General features: G+C 71.8%; 12 protein-coding genes. 5 read left to right on the forward strand and 7 right to left on the reverse strand.

What is annotated here, in order from left to right:
- Positions 1-10: 10 nt before the first annotated feature.
- Positions 11-1,483, reverse strand: coding sequence for a PLP-dependent aminotransferase family protein (locus tag ACIQAC_RS20595; RefSeq protein WP_402193071.1), 1,473 nt, complete (start codon positions 1,481-1,483; stop codon positions 11-13).
- On the opposite strand from ACIQAC_RS20595, the gene ACIQAC_RS20600 reads away from it, so the two are divergent.
- From ACIQAC_RS20600 to ACIQAC_RS20610, 3 genes are all read left to right on the forward strand, one after another.
- On the forward strand, positions 1,482-2,396 hold the full coding sequence (locus ACIQAC_RS20600; protein ID WP_402193072.1) for a DMT family transporter: 915 nt from the start codon (positions 1,482-1,484) through the stop codon (positions 2,394-2,396). The two genes, ACIQAC_RS20595 and ACIQAC_RS20600, sit on opposite strands and share 2 nt — an antisense overlap.
- A gap of 275 nt (positions 2,397-2,671) precedes the next feature.
- Positions 2,672-5,986, forward strand: coding sequence for a S8 family peptidase (locus ACIQAC_RS20605; protein ID WP_402193073.1), 3,315 nt, complete (start codon positions 2,672-2,674; stop codon positions 5,984-5,986).
- A 171-nt stretch (positions 5,987-6,157) separates the two neighbouring features.
- A complete protein-coding gene (locus ACIQAC_RS20610) occupies positions 6,158-7,204 on the forward strand; it encodes an amidohydrolase family protein (RefSeq protein ID WP_402193075.1) in 1,047 nt (348 codons plus the stop codon).
- 169 nt (positions 7,205-7,373) lie between these two features.
- On the opposite strand, the gene ACIQAC_RS20615 is transcribed toward ACIQAC_RS20610, so the two are convergent.
- Entirely contained in the window at positions 7,374-8,603 is a 1,230-nt protein-coding gene (locus ACIQAC_RS20615; RefSeq protein ID WP_402193076.1) for a glycoside hydrolase family 10 protein, read from the reverse strand.
- Between the two features lie 173 nt (positions 8,604-8,776).
- Here ACIQAC_RS20615 and ACIQAC_RS20620 point away from each other — a divergent pair, with 173 nt between their 5' ends.
- On the forward strand, positions 8,777-9,652 hold the full coding sequence (locus tag ACIQAC_RS20620; protein WP_402193077.1) for a 3-hydroxybutyryl-CoA dehydrogenase: 876 nt from the start codon (positions 8,777-8,779) through the stop codon (positions 9,650-9,652).
- 192 nt (positions 9,653-9,844) lie between these two features.
- Positions 9,845-10,102: a hypothetical protein gene (locus tag ACIQAC_RS20625; protein ID WP_402193078.1), complete on the forward strand. Its 258-nt coding sequence runs from the start codon at positions 9,845-9,847 to the stop codon at positions 10,100-10,102.
- Here ACIQAC_RS20625 and ACIQAC_RS20630 read toward each other — a convergent pair.
- The 5 genes from ACIQAC_RS20630 to pheS all read right to left on the reverse strand — a co-directional run bounded on the left by ACIQAC_RS20630 (position 10,092) and on the right by pheS (position 17,511).
- Positions 10,092-10,688, reverse strand: a complete 597-nt coding sequence (locus ACIQAC_RS20630; RefSeq protein WP_402193080.1) for an NUDIX hydrolase — start codon at positions 10,686-10,688, stop codon at positions 10,092-10,094. The genes ACIQAC_RS20625 and ACIQAC_RS20630 overlap by 11 nt on opposite strands.
- Before the next feature lie 143 nt (positions 10,689-10,831).
- On the reverse strand, positions 10,832-12,172 hold the full coding sequence (locus ACIQAC_RS20635) for a transcriptional regulator (protein ID WP_402193081.1): 1,341 nt from the start codon (positions 12,170-12,172) through the stop codon (positions 10,832-10,834).
- A 331-nt stretch (positions 12,173-12,503) separates the two neighbouring features.
- Positions 12,504-13,571, reverse strand: coding sequence for a PP2C family protein-serine/threonine phosphatase (locus ACIQAC_RS20640; protein WP_402193083.1), 1,068 nt, complete (start codon positions 13,569-13,571; stop codon positions 12,504-12,506).
- A 308-nt stretch (positions 13,572-13,879) separates the two neighbouring features.
- Positions 13,880-16,390: a phenylalanine--tRNA ligase subunit beta gene (gene pheT / locus ACIQAC_RS20645; RefSeq protein ID WP_402193084.1), complete on the reverse strand. Its 2,511-nt coding sequence runs from the start codon at positions 16,388-16,390 to the stop codon at positions 13,880-13,882.
- The gene (pheS, locus tag ACIQAC_RS20650) at positions 16,390-17,511 is read right to left on the reverse strand and encodes a phenylalanine--tRNA ligase subunit alpha (RefSeq protein WP_402193086.1); all 1,122 of its coding nucleotides are present in this window, start codon (positions 17,509-17,511) and stop codon (positions 16,390-16,392) included. Before pheS ends, pheT begins: the two co-directional genes overlap by 1 nt.
- Positions 17,512-17,579 lie beyond the last annotated feature (68 nt).

Here is a 17,579-nt window from a genome sequence, read left to right on the forward strand (position 1 = left end):
GGCGGGATCCTCACAGCCCCGGCGGGGTGTGTCGAACGGTTTCGGCGGCGCCGAGCGCCTCGTCGCAGGCGGTACGGAGCCGTCGCAGGCCCTCCGTGATCTCAGCGGTGCCGGCCACCGCGGCGAAGCTCAACCGGACGTGCGCGGCTGGTGGTTCGGCGCTGAAGTAGGCGCGGCCCGGGGTGAGGGCGACGCCCGCGCGCAGGGCCGCCGAGTGCAGGGCCGTCTCGTCGGCGCCCTCGGGCAGCCGCAGCCAGAGGTGGTAGCCGCCGGACGGGATGTGCGGCAGGGCGAGTTCGGGCAGGTGCAGCCGCAGGCCCGCGGTCATGGCGTCGCGGCGGCCCCGGAGTTCGGCGGACAGGGTGCGCAGATGGCGCGGCCAGGCGGGCGAGCCGACGAGTTCGAGCGTGGCCTCCTGGAGCGGCCGGGACACGAAGAAGGTGTCCACGACCTGGATGGCACGCAGCCGTTCCAGTACGGGTCCGCGCGCGGCGAGGGCGCCGACCCGGAAACTCGGCGAGGTCGCCTTGGTGAGCGAGGCGACGTGGACGACGACACCGTCGGGGTCGTCGGCGGCCAGTGGCCGGGGCAGCGGCCCGGAGTCCTCGTGCACCAGCCGCCGTACGAAGTCGTCCTCGACGACGAAGGCGCCGGCCGCGCGGGCGATGCGCAGCACCTCCGGGCGACGCTCGGCGGAGAGGACAGCGCCGGTGGGGTTCTGGAACAGCGGCTGGCAGACGAAGACCCGGGCGCCGGTGGCGCGGAAGGCGTCGGCGAGCAGGGCCGGCTTCACCCCGTCGGCGTCGACCGGTACGGGCACCGGACGCAGTCCGGCGGCGCGGGCGATGGCCAGCATGCCGGGGTACGTGGGCGACTCGACCAGCACCGGTGCTCCGGGCGGGGCGAGCGCGCGCAGTGCGGTGGTCAGCGCGGACTGGCCGCCCGCCGAGATCAGCACGTCGGCCGCGGTGACGGTGTCCCCGATGCCGCGCGCGAACCACGAGCGCAGCTCGGGCAGTCCGTCCAGCGGTGGCCGGCCCCAGGCACCGGGGCGCCGGCCGGCCCGGGACAGCGCCGCGGCCATCGCCTTCTCGGGCTGGAGCGTGGGATGCGGATAGCCGCCGCTGAACTCGATGACACCGGGCGGCGGAGCGGCGAGGCAGACGACGACGCCGGACGCGTCGACGGTCCGCGGTACGAGGTCGGCGGCGCCGTCGGCGCTCAGCGCGACCTCCTGCCAGGAGGTGTCGCCCTGTGCCACGAGCGGCGTGCGGGGCCCGGCACGGAAGGCGCCGGCCCCGGGCCGGGTCACCACCAGGCCCTCGGCGGCGAGCTGCGCGAGGGCGCGCGAGACGGTCACCGGGCTCACCCGGAAGCGCTCGACGAGCGCGCGGCTCGACGGGAGCTTTCCACCAGGCGAGTAGCGGTCCACTTCCCCGCGGAGCCGATTCGCCAGTTCAACGACGCTGCTACTCTCTTGCATGAGAGCACAGGATAGCGCTATCGCGTCGAGCCCGATAGCGGTCGGCAGTCACCGCGGCACCTCCTTCGGTACCGTCCAGGCCGCCCTCGCCGTCACCGTCTTCTCGCTCACCTTCCCGGCCACCGCGTGGGGCCTGGAGGGTTTCGGGCCGTGGTCGCTGGTGGCCGTACGCAGTGTCCTCGCGGCGCTGATCGCGGGCGCCTGTCTGCTGGTCCTGCGGGTACCGCCGCCCGCGCGGGCGCACTGGCCGGGCCTCGTCGTGGTGGCCGGCGGGGTCGTGATCGGCTTCCCGCTGCTGACCACACTCGCGCTCCAGACCTCCACCACCGCGCACGCGGCCGTGGTGGTGGGCCTGCTGCCGCTGACCACCGCGCTGGCGTCCGCGCTGCGGATGGGCCACCGTCCCTCACGCACCTTCTGGACGGCGGCCGTCGTGGGCGCCGCCGAGGTGCTGGCGTTCACCGTGCAGCAGAGCGGCGGCGCGCTCACCACCGCCGACGCCTGTCTCTTCGCGGCGCTGCTGGTGTGCGCCGCGGGCTACACCGAGGGCGGCCGGCTGGCCCGGGTGATGCCCGGCTGGCAGGTGATCGGCTGGGCCCTGGTGTTGTGTCTGCCGATCGGTGTGCCGGCCGCGGCGCTCGCCCTCGCGCAGGAGCCGGTGCGGCTGACCGCGCACAGCGTGACCGGGCTGGTCTGGGTGGCGGCGGGCTCGCAGTTCCTCGGCCTGGTGGTCTGGTACCGGGGCATGGCGGCCATCGGCATCCCCAAGGCCAGTCAGTTGCAGCTGGCCCAGCCGCTGCTCACGCTGGTGTGGTCGGTGCTGCTGCTCGGCGAGCAACTGACGCCCGCCGCCCCGCTGACGGCCGCCGCGGTCCTCGTCTGCATCGCCGTCACCCAACGGGCACGCGGCTGAAGCGGCGCTCACGGACCGGTGCCGGACGGTGATCCGGCGCGGCACGGTCGCCGACCGCCCGTGGTGGCCGGCGACCACCCGCGGCATCTCCGCACAGGCTCAACCCACGTGCCCCACAGACTCCTTATAGCGAAGTCGTGACAGAGCATCCCATTGAGGCACGTGATCCCCCCGGCATACTTCGAGGTCCGGGGGGTGCACAGACACGTGTACAAGACCACCCCCGGCCGGGTGAACGCCATCGCGCACCCGGAGAACCGTTTTCTGGGGGAGTTTTGCGCAGACAATTCAAGAGAGCGGGTGCGGCGACCGTCGCCGCGGCCGCCGCAGTGGCCCTCGCCGCGGGTCTGACCAACCCGGCGTCCGCAGAGGCCGAACCGAGTGCCACCCGTGCCGGACAGGCCGTGGCGAGGCACCATGTCACGCTGATCACCGGTGACCGGGTGGCGCTGGACGCGAAGGGCCGGGTCACCGGTCTGGAGCCCGCGAAGGGCCGTGAGGGGATACCCGTCCAGGTCCGCCGCGCCGACGGCCACACCCTGGTGATTCCCGCGGACGCGGCCCATCTGGTGGCCAACGGCACGCTGGACCAGCGGCTGTTCGACGTCACCGAGCTGAACAAGGCGGCGAACCGCAAGGCCCAGAAGAACGGCCTGAAGGTCATCGTCGGCTACAAGGGCGCCGCGAGCGCGGCCAAGTCCGACGTGCGCGACGCGGGCACGCTGCGGCAGTCGCTGAAGTCGCTGAACGCGGACGCGGTGCAGACGCCGAAGGACGACGCCCCGGACCTGTGGGCGGCCGTCACCAACGGCGACCGCAGCGCCTCGGGCATCGCCCACGTGTGGCTCGACGGGGTCCGCAAGGTGGCCCTGGACAAGTCCGTCCCGCAGATCGGTGCCCCGAAGGCCTGGTCCGCCGGGTTCGACGGCAAGGGCGTCAAGATCGCCGTCCTGGACACCGGTGTGGACACCACCCACCCGGACCTGAAGACGCAGGTCGTCGAGTCGAAGAACTTCACCGGGGCCGCCGACGCGAGCGACAAGTACGGCCACGGCACGCATGTCGCGTCGATCGCGGCGGGCACCGGCGCGAAGTCGGGCGGCAAGTTCAAGGGTGTCGCGCCCGGCGCGACCATCCTCAACGGCAAGGTCCTCGACGACACCGGCTTCGGTGACGACTCGGGCATCCTCGCGGGCATGGAGTGGGCGGCCGCACAGGGCGCCGACATCATCAACATGAGCCTCGGCCAGGAGGACACACCGGGGATCGACCCGGTGGAGGGCGCGGTCAACCGGCTGTCCGCCGAGAAGGACGTGCTGTTCGCCATCGCGGCCGGCAACGCCGGTCCCCAGGGCCTCGGTTCGCCCGGCAGCGCGGAGGCCGCCCTCACCGTGGGCGCGGTCGACGACAAGGACGAACTGGCCGACTTCTCCAGCACGGGTCCGCGTCTCGACGGTGCGATCAAGCCGGACGTCACCGCGCCCGGCGTCGCCATCACCGCCGCCTCGGCCAAGGGCAGCCTCCTGGCGAGTCAGTTCGGCGAGAACCCGGCCGGCTATCTGACGATCGACGGTACGTCGATGGCGACCCCGCATGTGGCCGGTGCCGCCGCGATCCTCAAGCAGCAGCACCCGGACTGGACGTACACCGAGCTGAAGGCCGCGCTGACCGCCTCCACCAAGGGCGGCAAGTACTCGGTGTTCGAGCAGGGTTCGGGCCGGATCCAGGTGGACAAGGCGATCAAGCAGACCGTGTTCGCCGAGCCGGTCTCGGTGAGCTTCGGCACCCAGTCCTGGCCGCACACCGACGACACCCCGGTCACCAAGAAGCTCACCTACCGCAACACGGGTACGGCGGCGGTGACGCTGAACCTGGCGTCCACGGCCACCAACCCCAAGGGCCAGGCCGCTCCGGCCGGCTTCTTCAAGCTCGGCGCGACCAAGGTCACCGTCCCCGCGGGCGGCACCGCCTCCGTCGACGTCACCGTCAACACCAAGCTCGGCGGCACGGTCGACGGCGCCTACTCCGCCTACGTCGTCGCGACCGGCGGCGGGCAGACCGTCCGTACGGCGGCCGGCGTGCAGCGCGAGATCGAGTCGTACGACCTCACCGTCAAGCACATCGGCCGTGACGGCAAGGAGGCCCGCAACTACAACAGCTTCCTCTCGGGTCTGAGCGGCCTTGCGCTGTACAAGGAGTACCCGGTCTGGAACGAGAACTCCGGCACGGTCAAGCTGCGCCTGCCCAAGGGTGTGTACGTCTTCGACTCCAGCGTCTTCGTGGACCCGGAGGACCTCACCAAGGGTGCCGACTGGATCGCGCAGCCGAAGCTGAACCTCAACAAGAACACCACGCTCACGGTGGACGCCCGCAAGGCCAAGCCGGTCGACGTCACCGTGCCCGACGCGGCCGCCAAGCAGCAGCTCGCGGTGGCGAGCTACGAGGTGGCCGAAGGTGACGCCGGGGCCAGCTTCACCTGGCTGCTGGACTCGTACACCAACGTCCGTACCGCGCACCTCGGTCCGCAGATCACCGACGGCACGCTTGTGCAGCAGTTCGACAACCACTGGCTCAAGGGTGCCGACAAGCAGTACTCGACCATCGCCGGCGGCAAGGTCAAGCAGCTGGCCACCGGCTTCACCAAGCACTACAAGGCCTCCGAACTGGCCACCGTCAAGGTGAACGCGGGCGCGCCGGCACCCGGCAAGACCGGCACCGTCATCGCGTACGGCTGGCTGCCCGACGTCTCGGGTGCCACCTCCCTCACTCCCGAGCAGAAGCTGCCCGGCACCCGCACGCTGTACCTGTCCGCGGTGAACGGCGCGAAGTGGGACCTGAGCTTCGACCAGAACGGCGGCCGCGACCCGGAGGGCGGGCCGATCGCCGAGGTGGGCTACGGGATCAGCTCCAAGGAAGCCTTCAAGGGCGGTCAGACCTACACGAAGACCGTCAACCGTGCCGTGTTCGGCCCGACTCTGAACAGCTCCTACGGACTGTTCCGTGAGGGCAACGACATCGTCGGTTCGATCCCGCTGTTCACCGACTCCAAGAAGAACGTCGGCTCGTCGGCGTACGACTCGGCGACGACCACCCTGTACCGCAACGGCACCAAGGTCGGCTCCAACTCCGACCCGCTGTTCGGCGGGGACCCCTTCAAGGTTCCGGCCGGTGACGCCGAGTACCGCCTGACCACCTCGGTCAAGCGCAGCGCCAAGGTCGCCGAGGCGTCCACCCGGATCGACGCCGGCTGGACGTTCCGCTCCAAGAAGACCTCGGGGCTGACGCACCTGCCGGCCTCCACGGTCCGCTTCCAGGCGGCCACCGGCGCCGACAGCAAGGTCACCGCGAACGCCACGGCCACCTTCCCGGTCGTCGTCGAGGGCGCCGCCAAGGGCAGCAACCTCAAGTCCCTTGAGGTGTACGTCTCCTACGACGCCGGCCAGACCTGGAAGAAGACCGAGGTCAGGAGCGGCAAGATCACCGTCAAGAACCCGGCCAAGGGGAAGAGCATCTCCCTCAAGGCCAACATCACCGACAAGAAGAACAACAAGTCGACGCTGTCGATCTACAACGCCTACTACGGCAAGTGACCGGGACGCCGGAACGGGACGGCTCGGCCGCCCCTGACTGAACCACCGGCGAGCGGCCCCGCGGAAGTCACGGCTTCCGCGGGGCCGTTCGTGTTCCACGCGGCCCGGCCGTCACCCTCGTAGACTCGGCGAGATCGACCAGGTGCGGGTGAGTTCACGGGGAGGCCACCGGTGGTGCTGCAAGTGCGCGGCGTTGTACTGCCCGAGCGGGAGGAGCGGTCCTTCTGGATCGACGGCGACCGGCTCAGGGCCGGTACCGCCCCGGACGCCGACCGTGTCGTCGACGGCGGCTGGCTGCTGCCCGGTCTGGTCGACGCGCACACTCACCCCGGCACCGAGGACACCGAGACCCCGTTCAGCGACGCGACGCTGCGGCGGCATCTGACCGAACACCGCGACGCCGGGGTGCTGCTGGTGCGCACGCCCGGGTCCGCGGCCCGCATCCCGGACTGGGTGGACGAGGACCCGGAGCTGCCCCGCGTCCGCTCGGCCGGACGGTGGCTGGCCACCCCGGGGCGGTTCTTCCCCGGCTTCGGGCGGGAGGTGAGCGAGGCGGACGTGGTCCGGGCGGCCGTCGAGGAGGCCACCGCGTCCTCCGGCTGGTGCAAGGTCATCGGGGACTGGAAGCACGACGAGCCCGCGCTGCCGCTGGAGATCCTGACCGCGCTCGTCGAGGCCGTGCACTCGATCGGCGGCCGGGTGGCCGTGCACTGCCAGACCACCGAGGGCTGCCACAACGCCGTCCTCGCCGGGGTCGACAGCCTGGAGCACGGTATGCACCTGGACCCGGACCTGATCGACCGGATGGCGGACCAGGGCACGGCGCTCGTCCCCACCCTCGGCGTCTTCGGCGCCGCGGCCGACCGGGCGCGGGCCGCCGAACCGAGCGCCCGCCGGGACTGGTTGCTCACCGGCTGGGACGGGATGCCGCCCAACGTACGGGCCGCCCACGAGGCCGGAGTCACGATCCTGGCCGGCACCGACAGCTTCCCGTGCGGCACGGTCACCTCGGAGATCGAGTGGCTGGTCCGCGCGGGCCTGCCGGCCGAGGCGGCCCTGGGCGCGGCCTCGTGGTCGGCCCGCTCCTACCTCGGCCTGCCCGGCCTGGTCGACGGCGCCCCCGCCGACCTGGTCGCCTACGACACCGACCCCACCCGGGACGCCGCCGCCCTGGCCCACCCCAGCCGCATCATCCTCCGCGGCCGGGTCGTGAGGTGAGGGTCAGAACTGCCGCGGCCGGGTCCTGAGGTGAGGCTCGCGATCGCCGCTGCCGGGTCATGAGCTGGGGGCAGGAGTCCTGAGGTAGGGGTCACGATCGCCGCTGCCGGGTCCTGAGGTGAGGCGCACGATCGCCGCGGGCGCCCTGTGGGCGACGACCGCCCCGCACTCACCGCGGCGCCTGCGCCCGCTCCCCGTAGTGGTCGGCGACCACCCGGGCCATCGCGCCGATCCGGTCCGTCCCCACCTCCTTGGCCGCGAAGAAGACATGTCCGCGGACCTCGGCGTGCTGTGCGGCGCGGGTGAGGTGCCGGGAGAGTTCGGCCGGATCCTGCCAGGCGGCCGGCTGCGCCGGGTCCCCCGCCTTGTACAGCGCCTCCCCCACGTACAGCCGGGTGCCGGTGCCCTTCGCGACGCCCGCCCACCAGGCCACGAGCTTGGCGTAGTCGGCGATCTCGTAGCCGATGTGCCAGTACAGCTGGGGGCAGATGTAGTCGACCCAGTTCTCCTTCACCCAGCGGCGGGTGTCCGCGTAGATGTCGTCGTACGCCTGCATGGCGCGGGTGTCGGAGCCGAGCGGGTCGGTGGACGCGTTGCGCCAGACACCGAAGGGGCTGATGCCGAACTGGGTGCCGGGCCGGACGCGTTCGATCCCCGCGGCCATCTCCCGCACCAGCTTGTTGATGTTGTCCCGGCGCCAGTCGGCGCGGGTGCGGAAGCCGCCGCCGTACGCGTCGAAGGCGGCGTCGTCGTCGAAGGTCTGCCCGGCCTGCGGGTACGGGTAGAAGTAGTCGTCCCAGTGCACGGCGTCGACCGGGTACCTGGCGACCGCGTCCAGCATCGCCTCCTGCACGAAGGCGCGGACCTCGGGCAGGCCCGGGTTGTAGAAGAGCTTGCCGCCGTAGGCCACGACCCAGTCGGGGTTGCGGCGGGCCGGGTGCGAGGCGACCAGCCGGGTCGGGTCGGTGTGCAGCGCGACCCGGAGCGGGTTGAACCAGGCGTGCAGTTGCAGCCCCCGCTGGTGCGCCTCCTCGACGGCGGTGCCCAGCGGGTCCCAGCCGGGGTTCTTGCCCTGGGTCCCGGTGAGGTACTGCGACCACGGCTCGTACGCCGAGGGCCACAGCGCGTCGGCCGACGGCCGCACCTGGAAGATCACCGTGTTGAGACCGGACCGGACGGCCCGGTCGAGGTGGGTGATCAGTTCGGTGCGCTGCTGGGCCGCGGTGAGGCCGGTGCGCGAGGGCCAGTCGCGGTTGGTGACGGTCGCCAGCCAGACACCCCGCATCTCCCCGGTCTCGGCGCGCGCCCGGCGAAGGGGCGCCGCGGCGCTCGCGTCCCCTCCCATCACCAGGGTCGACAACGCGGCCAGCGCGAACGCCCGTCGGGACAGCCGTCCCATGACTCACACCCCCATACGCTGCGGATCCGTGCGGTCACGGACCGTCCTCGGGTCCCAGAATGCCCGCACCCACGCGATCGATCATCGAAACTTGCGGGTAACGTGCTCGAACGGAGCAGACTGCCGGAACATGGCGGGCTGCCTACCTGCCGTAGATCAGCGAAGGGGACGAAGTGACGGACTTCCCCGCGGGAGACATCTCGCGCGTCGGAGTGGTCGGCTGCGGCCAGATGGGAGCGGGCATCGCCGAGGTGTGCGCCCGCGCCGGACTGGACGTGAAGGTGGCGGAGACCACCGGCGAGGCCCTGGAGTTCGGCCGCACCCGGCTGTTCAACTCCCTGGACAAGGCGGCCGAGCGCGGCAAGATCACGGAGGAGGAGCGGGACGCGACGCAGGCGCGGCTCACCTTCACCACCGACCTGGGCGAGTTCGCCGACCGCGATCTGGTGATCGAGGCCGTGGTGGAGAACGAGCAGGTCAAGACCGAGATCTTCCAGGTGCTCGACCAGGTCGTGACGCGCCCGGACGCGATTCTCGCCTCCAACACCTCCTCGATCCCGCTGGTCCGGCTCGCGGTGGCCACCTCCCGCCCCGACCAGGTCGTCGGCATCCACTTCTTCAACCCGGCCCCCGTGCAGCAGCTCGTCGAGCTGATCCCGGCGCTGACCACGTCCGAGGGCACGATCAGCCGGGCGCAGTTGTTCACCGAGAAGACCCTCGGCAAGCACGCCATCCGCGCCCAGGACCGCTCGGGCTTTGTGGTCAACGCGCTGCTGATCCCGTATCTGCTCTCCGCGATCCGGATGTTCGAGTCGGGCATCGCGAGCCGTGAGGACATCGACAACGGCATGGAGATGGGCTGCGCCCACCCGATGGGTCCGCTGAAGCTGTCCGACCTGATCGGTCTGGACACGGTCGCCTCGGTCGCGTACTCGATGTACGAGGAGTACAAGGAGCCGCTGTACGCCGCTCCCCCGCTGCTCCAGCGCATGGTCGACGCCGGCCGGCTGGGCCGGAAGAGCGGCTCGGGGTTCTATCCCTACGGCTGATTACCGACGGTCATTTTCCGGCCAGGAACGGGCCCGGCACCGCGATTCGGTGCCGGGCCCGCCGTATTCACACACCGTGTGCGCGCCCTGCTCGCATATGCCCGTCGCACACTCTCCCCACGTGCCCACCAGGCGAGTTCACTCGTGGTGCGCATGCAAGGGATGTGAACGACTACGGAAAGGAGCGGACACGTGACCGCCGATCCCGAGCATCCCGTGGTTCACGGGGAACTCGCAGAGTTACGACGCCGGCTCGACGTGGCCTACACCCGCGTCGAGGGCGGGCTGGCCCTGCTCAGCCACCGCACCGAGGAGACCGCCAAGGAGCTGGACGAACTGAACAGCCGTATCGCCACGTTGGAGCACACCCGCTGGCCGCTGCCCTCGATCGCGGTCATCGCGGCCCTGGGCGCCCTCGTGGTGACGGCCTGGCAGGTCTTCAAGGGCTGACCGGGCGCGGCCGGGACGTGGTGGGGGGCCTGACCCCGCCCTGGGGCAACACGTCCTGGCCGAGCCGGAGATGGTGCAACAGGAGCAGCGCGGCCGCCATGTTGGCGGCCGGGACCTCACCGCGGGCGACCATGTCGGGGACGAGCTTGAGGGGGACCCACTCCCTGCGGTCCGACTCGAAGTCGTCCACCGGGTGCCCGATGTACTCGCCCTCGTCGGCCCAGTAGATGTGGTGCCGGGCGTCGGTGAGTCCGTTGGACGGCTCCACGCTCATCAGGTGGCGCAGAGGTCCCGGCCGCCAGCCCGTCTCCTCCTCCAGTTCCCTGGCGGCCGCGAGGGCGATGTCCTCGCCGTCCTCGACCACACCCGCGGCCAGTTCCCACCCCCAGCTGTCGGTGATGAACCGGTGGCGCCACAACAGGAGGACCTCGTTGGCCTCGTTGACCACCGTGGCCACGGCAACGGGCCGCAGTCGTATGAGGAAGTGGTCGAGGTGCCGGCCGTCCGGCAGCTCGACATCTGCGAGATTGACGCTGAACCAGCGGTTTTCATACACAGTTTGTTCGCTCTGTTTCGTCCACTGCACGGTTCTGCCACCTTCCGCCGAGTAAGTGGCAATATCGCAGCAGGAGCGGTTCGGCAGCAGGCGCAGAAGGAGCGGCCGACGGTGCAGGGGCGGGCGCAGTCCCGCCCGGCGGGTACCCGGCGGGCCACGCCCCCCGCGGCCGTCTAGAGCGGTACGCGCAGGGCCCCGTCGATCAGTTCGGCGGCCTCGGAGGTGCCCGCGCCACCGCTGCGGACCAGGTACTCGCGCACCGCGCGGAGCCTGTCCCGCAGCCGTTGGGACTCCATCCCGCGCGCCTGCTCGGCCATCCGCACCGCGGTGGCCACGGCCTTGTCCGCGTTGCCCTGGCGCAGCTCGATCGTGCTGAGCATCGCGAGCCGGTGCACCCGGCCCCGGTCGTGCGCCGGATTGTCCACGGCCGCCGTCGCGTGTTCCGCGGCCGCCGCCAGCTCGCCGAGGCTGAGCAGCGCCTCCGCCACCTGGACGTTGACCAGGCCGGGTTGGACATAGCCCGTCTCGTCGGGTTCGTACCCGCGCCGAATGCGTTCGGCGGCCGTCTCCGCCCGCCGGATGCAGGACAGCGCGCTCGTGCCGTCGCCGAGGTGGGCGTACGCCTTCGCCTGCATCGCGTACAGGTCGGAGGCGAGCGCCGGCGTGATGTGCTTGCCCGCGGCGCGCAGCGCGGCCTCGGCGAAGGCGACCGCCTGGCGGTACTCCCGCATGAACAGCGCCTGGTTGACCAGCAGCGCGATCACATACGCGCCGAGTCCCCGGTCCCCGCTGGCCTTCGCCAGCCGCAGCGCCTGGTGGAAGTAGCGCTGGGCCAGGCCGTGCGCGTCGGAGTCGTAGGCGCAGATCCCGGCGATCGCCACCAGTCCTCCGGTGGCGCGGTGCAGTTGGCGGCCGGTCGCGTCGGTGTAGCTGCCGCGCAGCAGGGGGGCCGCCTCGGCGTTGAGGAATCCGACGATCCGGGTGCGGGTCGCCACCCCGCCGGCCTTGCGGTACATCTGCTCGTAGTGGGAGCGCGCGGAGCGCAGCATGTCGATGTCGGCCGGGGTGACCCGGTGCCGGCCGCCGCGCGAGACGTCGTTGTCCTCGGGCGGGTTCTCCCACTCCCAGACCGGCATCACCGCGGGCGTCCCGGTGACCGCGGGGGCGCCCAGTATGTGCGGCCGCTGCTGCTCGTCGGAGCGCCACAGCGCGGTGGCCCGCTCGACGAAACCGGACAGGGAACCGGCGTGCGGCGAGGCGGGTTCGCCGGGTACGCCCATGCCGATGTCGTCGAGGGTCACGGTCCGGTGCAGCCGGGCCGCAAGCACCTCGCAGATCAGGTCGGGCACCTGGCCGCGGGGCCGCTGGCCCTTCAACCACCGGGCGACGGCGGTGTGTTCGTAGCGCAGGGCCAGTCCGCGCGGGCGGCCGGCCTGGTTGACGTGGGCGGCGAGGCCGGCGTGCGAGATCCCGGCCTCGTCCAGGATCGCGTCCAGCAGAGTGTTGGGCTGCATTCGTGCCCCCCGGAGGCTCGGTGCCGACAGCGTAGCGAGAACGGATTCACACGGGGTGTGAAGCGAGTGCCCGTATTCGGGCTGTGTGCGCACTGTTGCGGAGAGTTTCCAACCGGTTGACTGAAATGCCTCGTCAAGAGGCCGGCTGGGCCGCCGGCTCCCCCTCGTACAGTGCGGCGGCCCGTTTCCGCGCCGTCCGCCCGGCCGCCTGCCCGACACTCCGTGGCGGGGCGGACGGCGCCGCCGCCGCTTCGACGGGGGACACACCGGTGACCGGGCGGGAGCGCCGGGCGCGCCGCGGGGGACCGCATGACGCTTCGCGGCCTCGACGTCATGTGACGCGGTGCGCCCGGTGTCCGACCGGTTCACCGGGCTGCCGTACGGCGGCGCTTATGCGGTCGTTGCGCAGCACCAGCATGGCCACGTCGTCGCCCGGCGAGCCGCCGGTGTGCCGCAACAGCCGGGTGTAGACCGCGCCGAGCACCCCCTGCGGGGTGCGTGGTCCGTCGCGTACGGCCGCGGTGAGCGCCTCGACGAGCGGAAAGAACCGGCCATGGGCGTCCCGGCCGTCCTCGGCACCGTCCGTGTGCAGGAACAGCGTGTCCCCCGGCAGCAGTTCGCCGACCGGTTCGGCGGGCAGTTCGGCCGGCAGCGGGAACGGCCCGAGCGGGGGCAGCGGTTCGGCGACGGCGAGTGGCTCGACCCGGGAGCCGCGCAGCAGATACGGCCACGGGTGCCCGCAGTTGAGCGCGGACACCGCACCGTCCGGCCGGATCTCCAGCAGCAGTACGGTGACGAACTCCTCGGCGACCGGGGAGTCCGGGTCACCACCGGCCGAGGGATGCCCGGCACGGGCCCGCTCGCACAGATGCCGGGCCAGCGCCCGCTCCAGCCTGCGCAGCACACCGCCGAGTTCGCACTCGTCGTGCACGGCCTCCCGGAAGCTGCCCAGCACGGCCGCGACGGTCCCGATCGCGGCCAGCCCGTGCCCGCGGACATCACCCATGACGACCCGGACGCCGTGCTCGGTGGCGATCACCTCGTACAGATCGCCGCCGACGAACGCGCCCCGCTCGGCGGAGAGTTGGGCCGCCGCGACGGCCAGCCCGTCGACCCGCGGCGGCAGCGGCCGCAGCAGCGCCTCCTGGGCCGCGCCGGCCACCTTGCGGACCTGCCTCAGCTCGACCAGCACACTGCGGCGGACATGGAGCACCAGCCCCGTGCCGACCGCGAAGAACACCGCACTCGTGACGATCCGCGCACCCAGCTCCGTGTGCTGCGCAAGCGGGCAGGTGAGTTTGTACGTGATCGCCACGGCACCCCATGCCGCCGGCAGCCCCAGCGCGAGCGAGCGCCGCAGCCGCCGTCGGTAGGGCACCCCGACCCTGATCCGGATCATGCCGATGGCCCCCCATGTAGGCCCTGACAGCGCAGACGGCCCAGAAAGGCCGGTCCGATTCTGTCGACCACATGCCCCGATAGGCCCACATCGCCCGACCTTGTCACCCGATCGAGTGAGGTGACCATCCACGCCGCGCATTTATGCACGCGGTCCACGGCTGGAGAAGGGGCAACCGCACGCTGCCAGGGGCACGGGGAACTGCGCCCAGGGGCGCGGGGAACTGCGCGACAAGCCACAACGAACCCGCAGCCGCGACCAGTCACACAACTCCCCGCCCCTCGGGCGCACCCCACAAAGGGCAAGCCCTAGCCCCGAAGGACGGCCCCGACCCGCTCACCGGCAAGGGCAACCGCGGCGTCACGAGCGGCAGAAGCCTCATCCACGGTCAACGTCCGATCCCCCGCACGGAACCGCAACGCATAGGCCAGCGACTTCTTCCCCTCCCCCAACTGCTCGTCATTCACGTACACGTCGAACAGCCGGATCCCCTCAAGGAGTTCCCCCGCACCCTCACGCAACGCGGCCTCGACCTCGTCGTGCGGCACGGGCCGGTCCACGACCAGCGCGACATCCTGCGTGGCGACGGGGAACGACGAGATCCGGGGCGCCTGAAGCACACCGTCCCCGGCGGCGGCGACCGCGTCCAGGTCCAGCTCCATCGCACAGGTCCGCTCCGGCAGACCCAGCGCCTTGACGACCCGCGGGTGCAGCTCACCGGCGTGTCCGACGACCCGCTCGGTGCCGTCCGCGACGACCACGAACTCGGCGCACCGGCCCGGGTGCCACGGCCCGTACTGCCCCTTGCGGACGGCCAGTTCGACCCCGGCCTCGCGGGCGGCGGCGCGCCCCGCCTCGACGGCGTCGGCCCAGTCCGCGGGACGGCCCCGGCCCCACCAGCCGGCCTGCTCGCGGGCGCCCGCGAGGACAACGGCGACATGGCGCGGCTGCTCGGGCAGGGTGCCGTTCAGCGACGCAATCTCCTCGTCCGTCGGGCGGCGGTCCACCGTGAGGTGCACGGCGGCGCCGGGCTCCTCGCGCGGCAGGAAGACCAGCCCGGTCTCGAACAGGGCCAGATCGTGCGAGCCACGCCCGTCGTTGCGCCGCAGCGCGCCGAGCAGGCCCGGCAGCAGCGACGTACGGAGCGCGGGCTCCTCGTCGTTGAGCGGGTTGGCCAGCTTCACGACCCGGCGGGCCGGGTCGTCGGCGTCGAGGCCGAGCTGGTCGAAGACCTGCTCGGAGACGAACGGGTAGTTCGGCGCCTCGACATAGCCCGCGCCGGCCAGCGCCCGGCCGACCCGGCGGTGCAGCCGCTGCCGGTCGGTCAGACCACGGCCCGACGTGGGCCGGGGCAGTGTGGAGGGCAGGTTCTCGTAGCCCTCCAGGCGGATGACCTCTTCGGCCAGGTCGTTGCGCTCCAGCAGGTCCGGCCGCCACGACGGCACAGTGACGATCAACTCGTCCTGCCCGTACACGTCACAGCCCACCTGCTGAAGGCGGCGTACGACGGTCTCGCGGCCGTACTCGACACCCGCGACCTTGTCGGGGTGGTCGGCCGGCAGCGCGATGGTGTGCGGCGCGGACGGCGCGATGACCTCGGTGACACCGGCCTCGGCGGTGCCGCCCGCGAGCAGCACCAGCAGATCGACCGTGCGCTGGGCGGCGGCCGACGCGGCCTGCGGGTCGACGCCCCGCTCGAAGCGCCGGGACGCCTCGGAGGACAGCTTGTGGCGGCGGGCCGTGCGCGCGATCGACACCGCGGCGAAGTGCGCGGCCTCGATCACCACGTCCGTAGTGGTGCTCTCGGTGTCGTGGTCGGCGATCTCGGTGTCGGCGCCGCCCATGACGCCGGCGAGGCCGATGGGCCCGCGGTCGTCGGTGATGACCAGGTCCTCGGCGTGCAGCTTCCGCTCGACGCCGTCGAGGGTGACGATCTTCTCGCCCTCGGCCGCCCGGCGGACGCCGATGGTGCCCTGGACCAGTCCGCGGTCGTAGGCGTGCAGCGGCTGGCCGAGCTCCATCATCACGTAGTTGGTGACGTCGACGGCGAGTGAGATCGGGCGCATGCCGACCTTCTGCAACCGGCGCTTCAGCCAGATCGGGGAGCGGGCCTCGGGGTGCAGGCCGGTCACCGTGCGGGCGGTGAAGCGGTCGCAGCCGAGCGGCTCGTCGACCTTCACCGGGTAGCCGAAGGCGTTGGGCGCGGGCACGTCGAGCAGCGCCGGGTCGCGCAGCGGCAGACCGTAGGCGATGGCGGTCTCGCGGGCGACGCCGCGGATGGACAGACAGTCGCCGCGGTTGGCGGTGACGGCGATGTCCAGCACCTCGTCGACGAGTTCGAGCAGCTCGATCGCGTCCTTGCCGACCTCGGTCTCGGGCGGCAGCACGATGATGCCCTTGGTGCCGTCGTCGCCCATGCCCAGCTCGTCGCTGGAGCAGATCATGCCGTGGGACGTCTTGCCGTACGTCTTGCGGGCGGAGATCGAGAAGCCGCCCGGCAGGGTGGCGCCGGGCAGGACGACGACGACCTTGTCGCCGGCGGCGAAGTTCCGGGCGCCGCAGACGATCTCCTGCGGCTCACCGGTGCCGTTGGCCCGTCCGACGTCGACCGTGCAGAAGCGGATCGGCTTCTTGAAGCCCTCCAGCTCCTCGATGGTCAGGACCTGTCCGACGACCAGGGGGCCCTTGAGGCCGTCGCCGAGGTGCTCGACCGTCTCGACCTCGAGGCCGGCCGAGATGAGCCTGGCCTGGACGTCACGACCGGTCTCGGTGGCCGGCAGGTCGACGTACTCCCGCAGCCAGGAAAGCGGGACCCGCATCAGATCTCCATCCCGAAGGGCCGGGTGAACCGGATGTCACCCTCGACCATGTCTCGCATGTCTTCGACGTTGTGGCGGAACATCAGCATCCGCTCGATGCCGAACCCGAAGGCGAAGCCGCTGTACTTCTCCGGGTCGACACCGCAGGCGGCCAGCACCCGCGGGTTGACCATGCCGCAGCCGCCCAGCTCGATCCAGCCCTCGCTGGAGCAGGTGCGGCAGGGCCGGTCGGGGTTGCCGACGGACTCGCCGCGGCACACGTAGCACACCATGTCCATCTCGGCGGACGGCTCGGTGAAGGGGAAGAAGTTCGGCCGCAGCCGGGTCTTCATGTCCGCGCCGAACAGCGACTGCACCATGTGGTCGAGGGTGCCCTTGAGGTCCGCCATGGTCAGGCCCTCGTCGACGGCGAGCAGCTCGACCTGGTGGAAGACCGGGGTGTGCGTGGCGTCCAGCTCGTCGGTGCGGTAGACGCGGCCGGGGCAGATCACGTACACCGGCAGCTCACGGTCGAGCAGCGAGCGGATCTGCACGGGCGAGGTGTGGGTGCGCAGCACCACACCGGACTCGGTGCCGCCCTTCTCCCCGCGGACGAAGAACGTGTCGGCCTCGCCGCGGGCCGGGTGGTCCGGCCCGATGTTCAGCGCGTCGAAGTTGAACCACTCGGCCTCGACCTCGGGGCCCTCGGCGACCTCGTAGCCCATGGCCACGAAGACGTCCTCGATGCGCTCCGAGAGGGTGGTCAGCGGGTGGCGGGCGCCGGCCGGTACGCGGTCGTACGGCAGGGTGACGTCCACGTCCTCCTCGACCAGCACGCGGGCGTCCCGCTCGGCCTCCAGTTCGCTCTGGCGCACGGCCAGGGCCTTGTTGACCGCGCCCCGGGCCTGGCCGACCAGCTTGCCGGCGGCGGCCTTGGCGTGCGGGGGCAGGGCGCCGATCTCGCGGTTGGCGAGGGACAGCGGGGAGGTGCCGCCGGTGTGGGCGACCTTCGCCTCCTGGAGCGCGTCGAGGGAGCCCGCGGCGGCGAAGGCGGCGAGCGCCTCGTCCCGCATGCGCTCGATCTCTTCCGGTTTCAACGCCTCTACCTCGACAGGGTCGTACGACTTATTCGGTGCCGACATCTCTTCCCGTGCTTCCGATTGGCTGGCTGGAGGTCCCCGTCATCGACTCGGGAATCCGACGCGATGGG

The organism is Streptomyces sp. NPDC088387 (genome assembly GCF_044753385.1).
GTDB lineage: Bacteria > Actinomycetota > Actinomycetes > Streptomycetales > Streptomycetaceae > Streptomyces.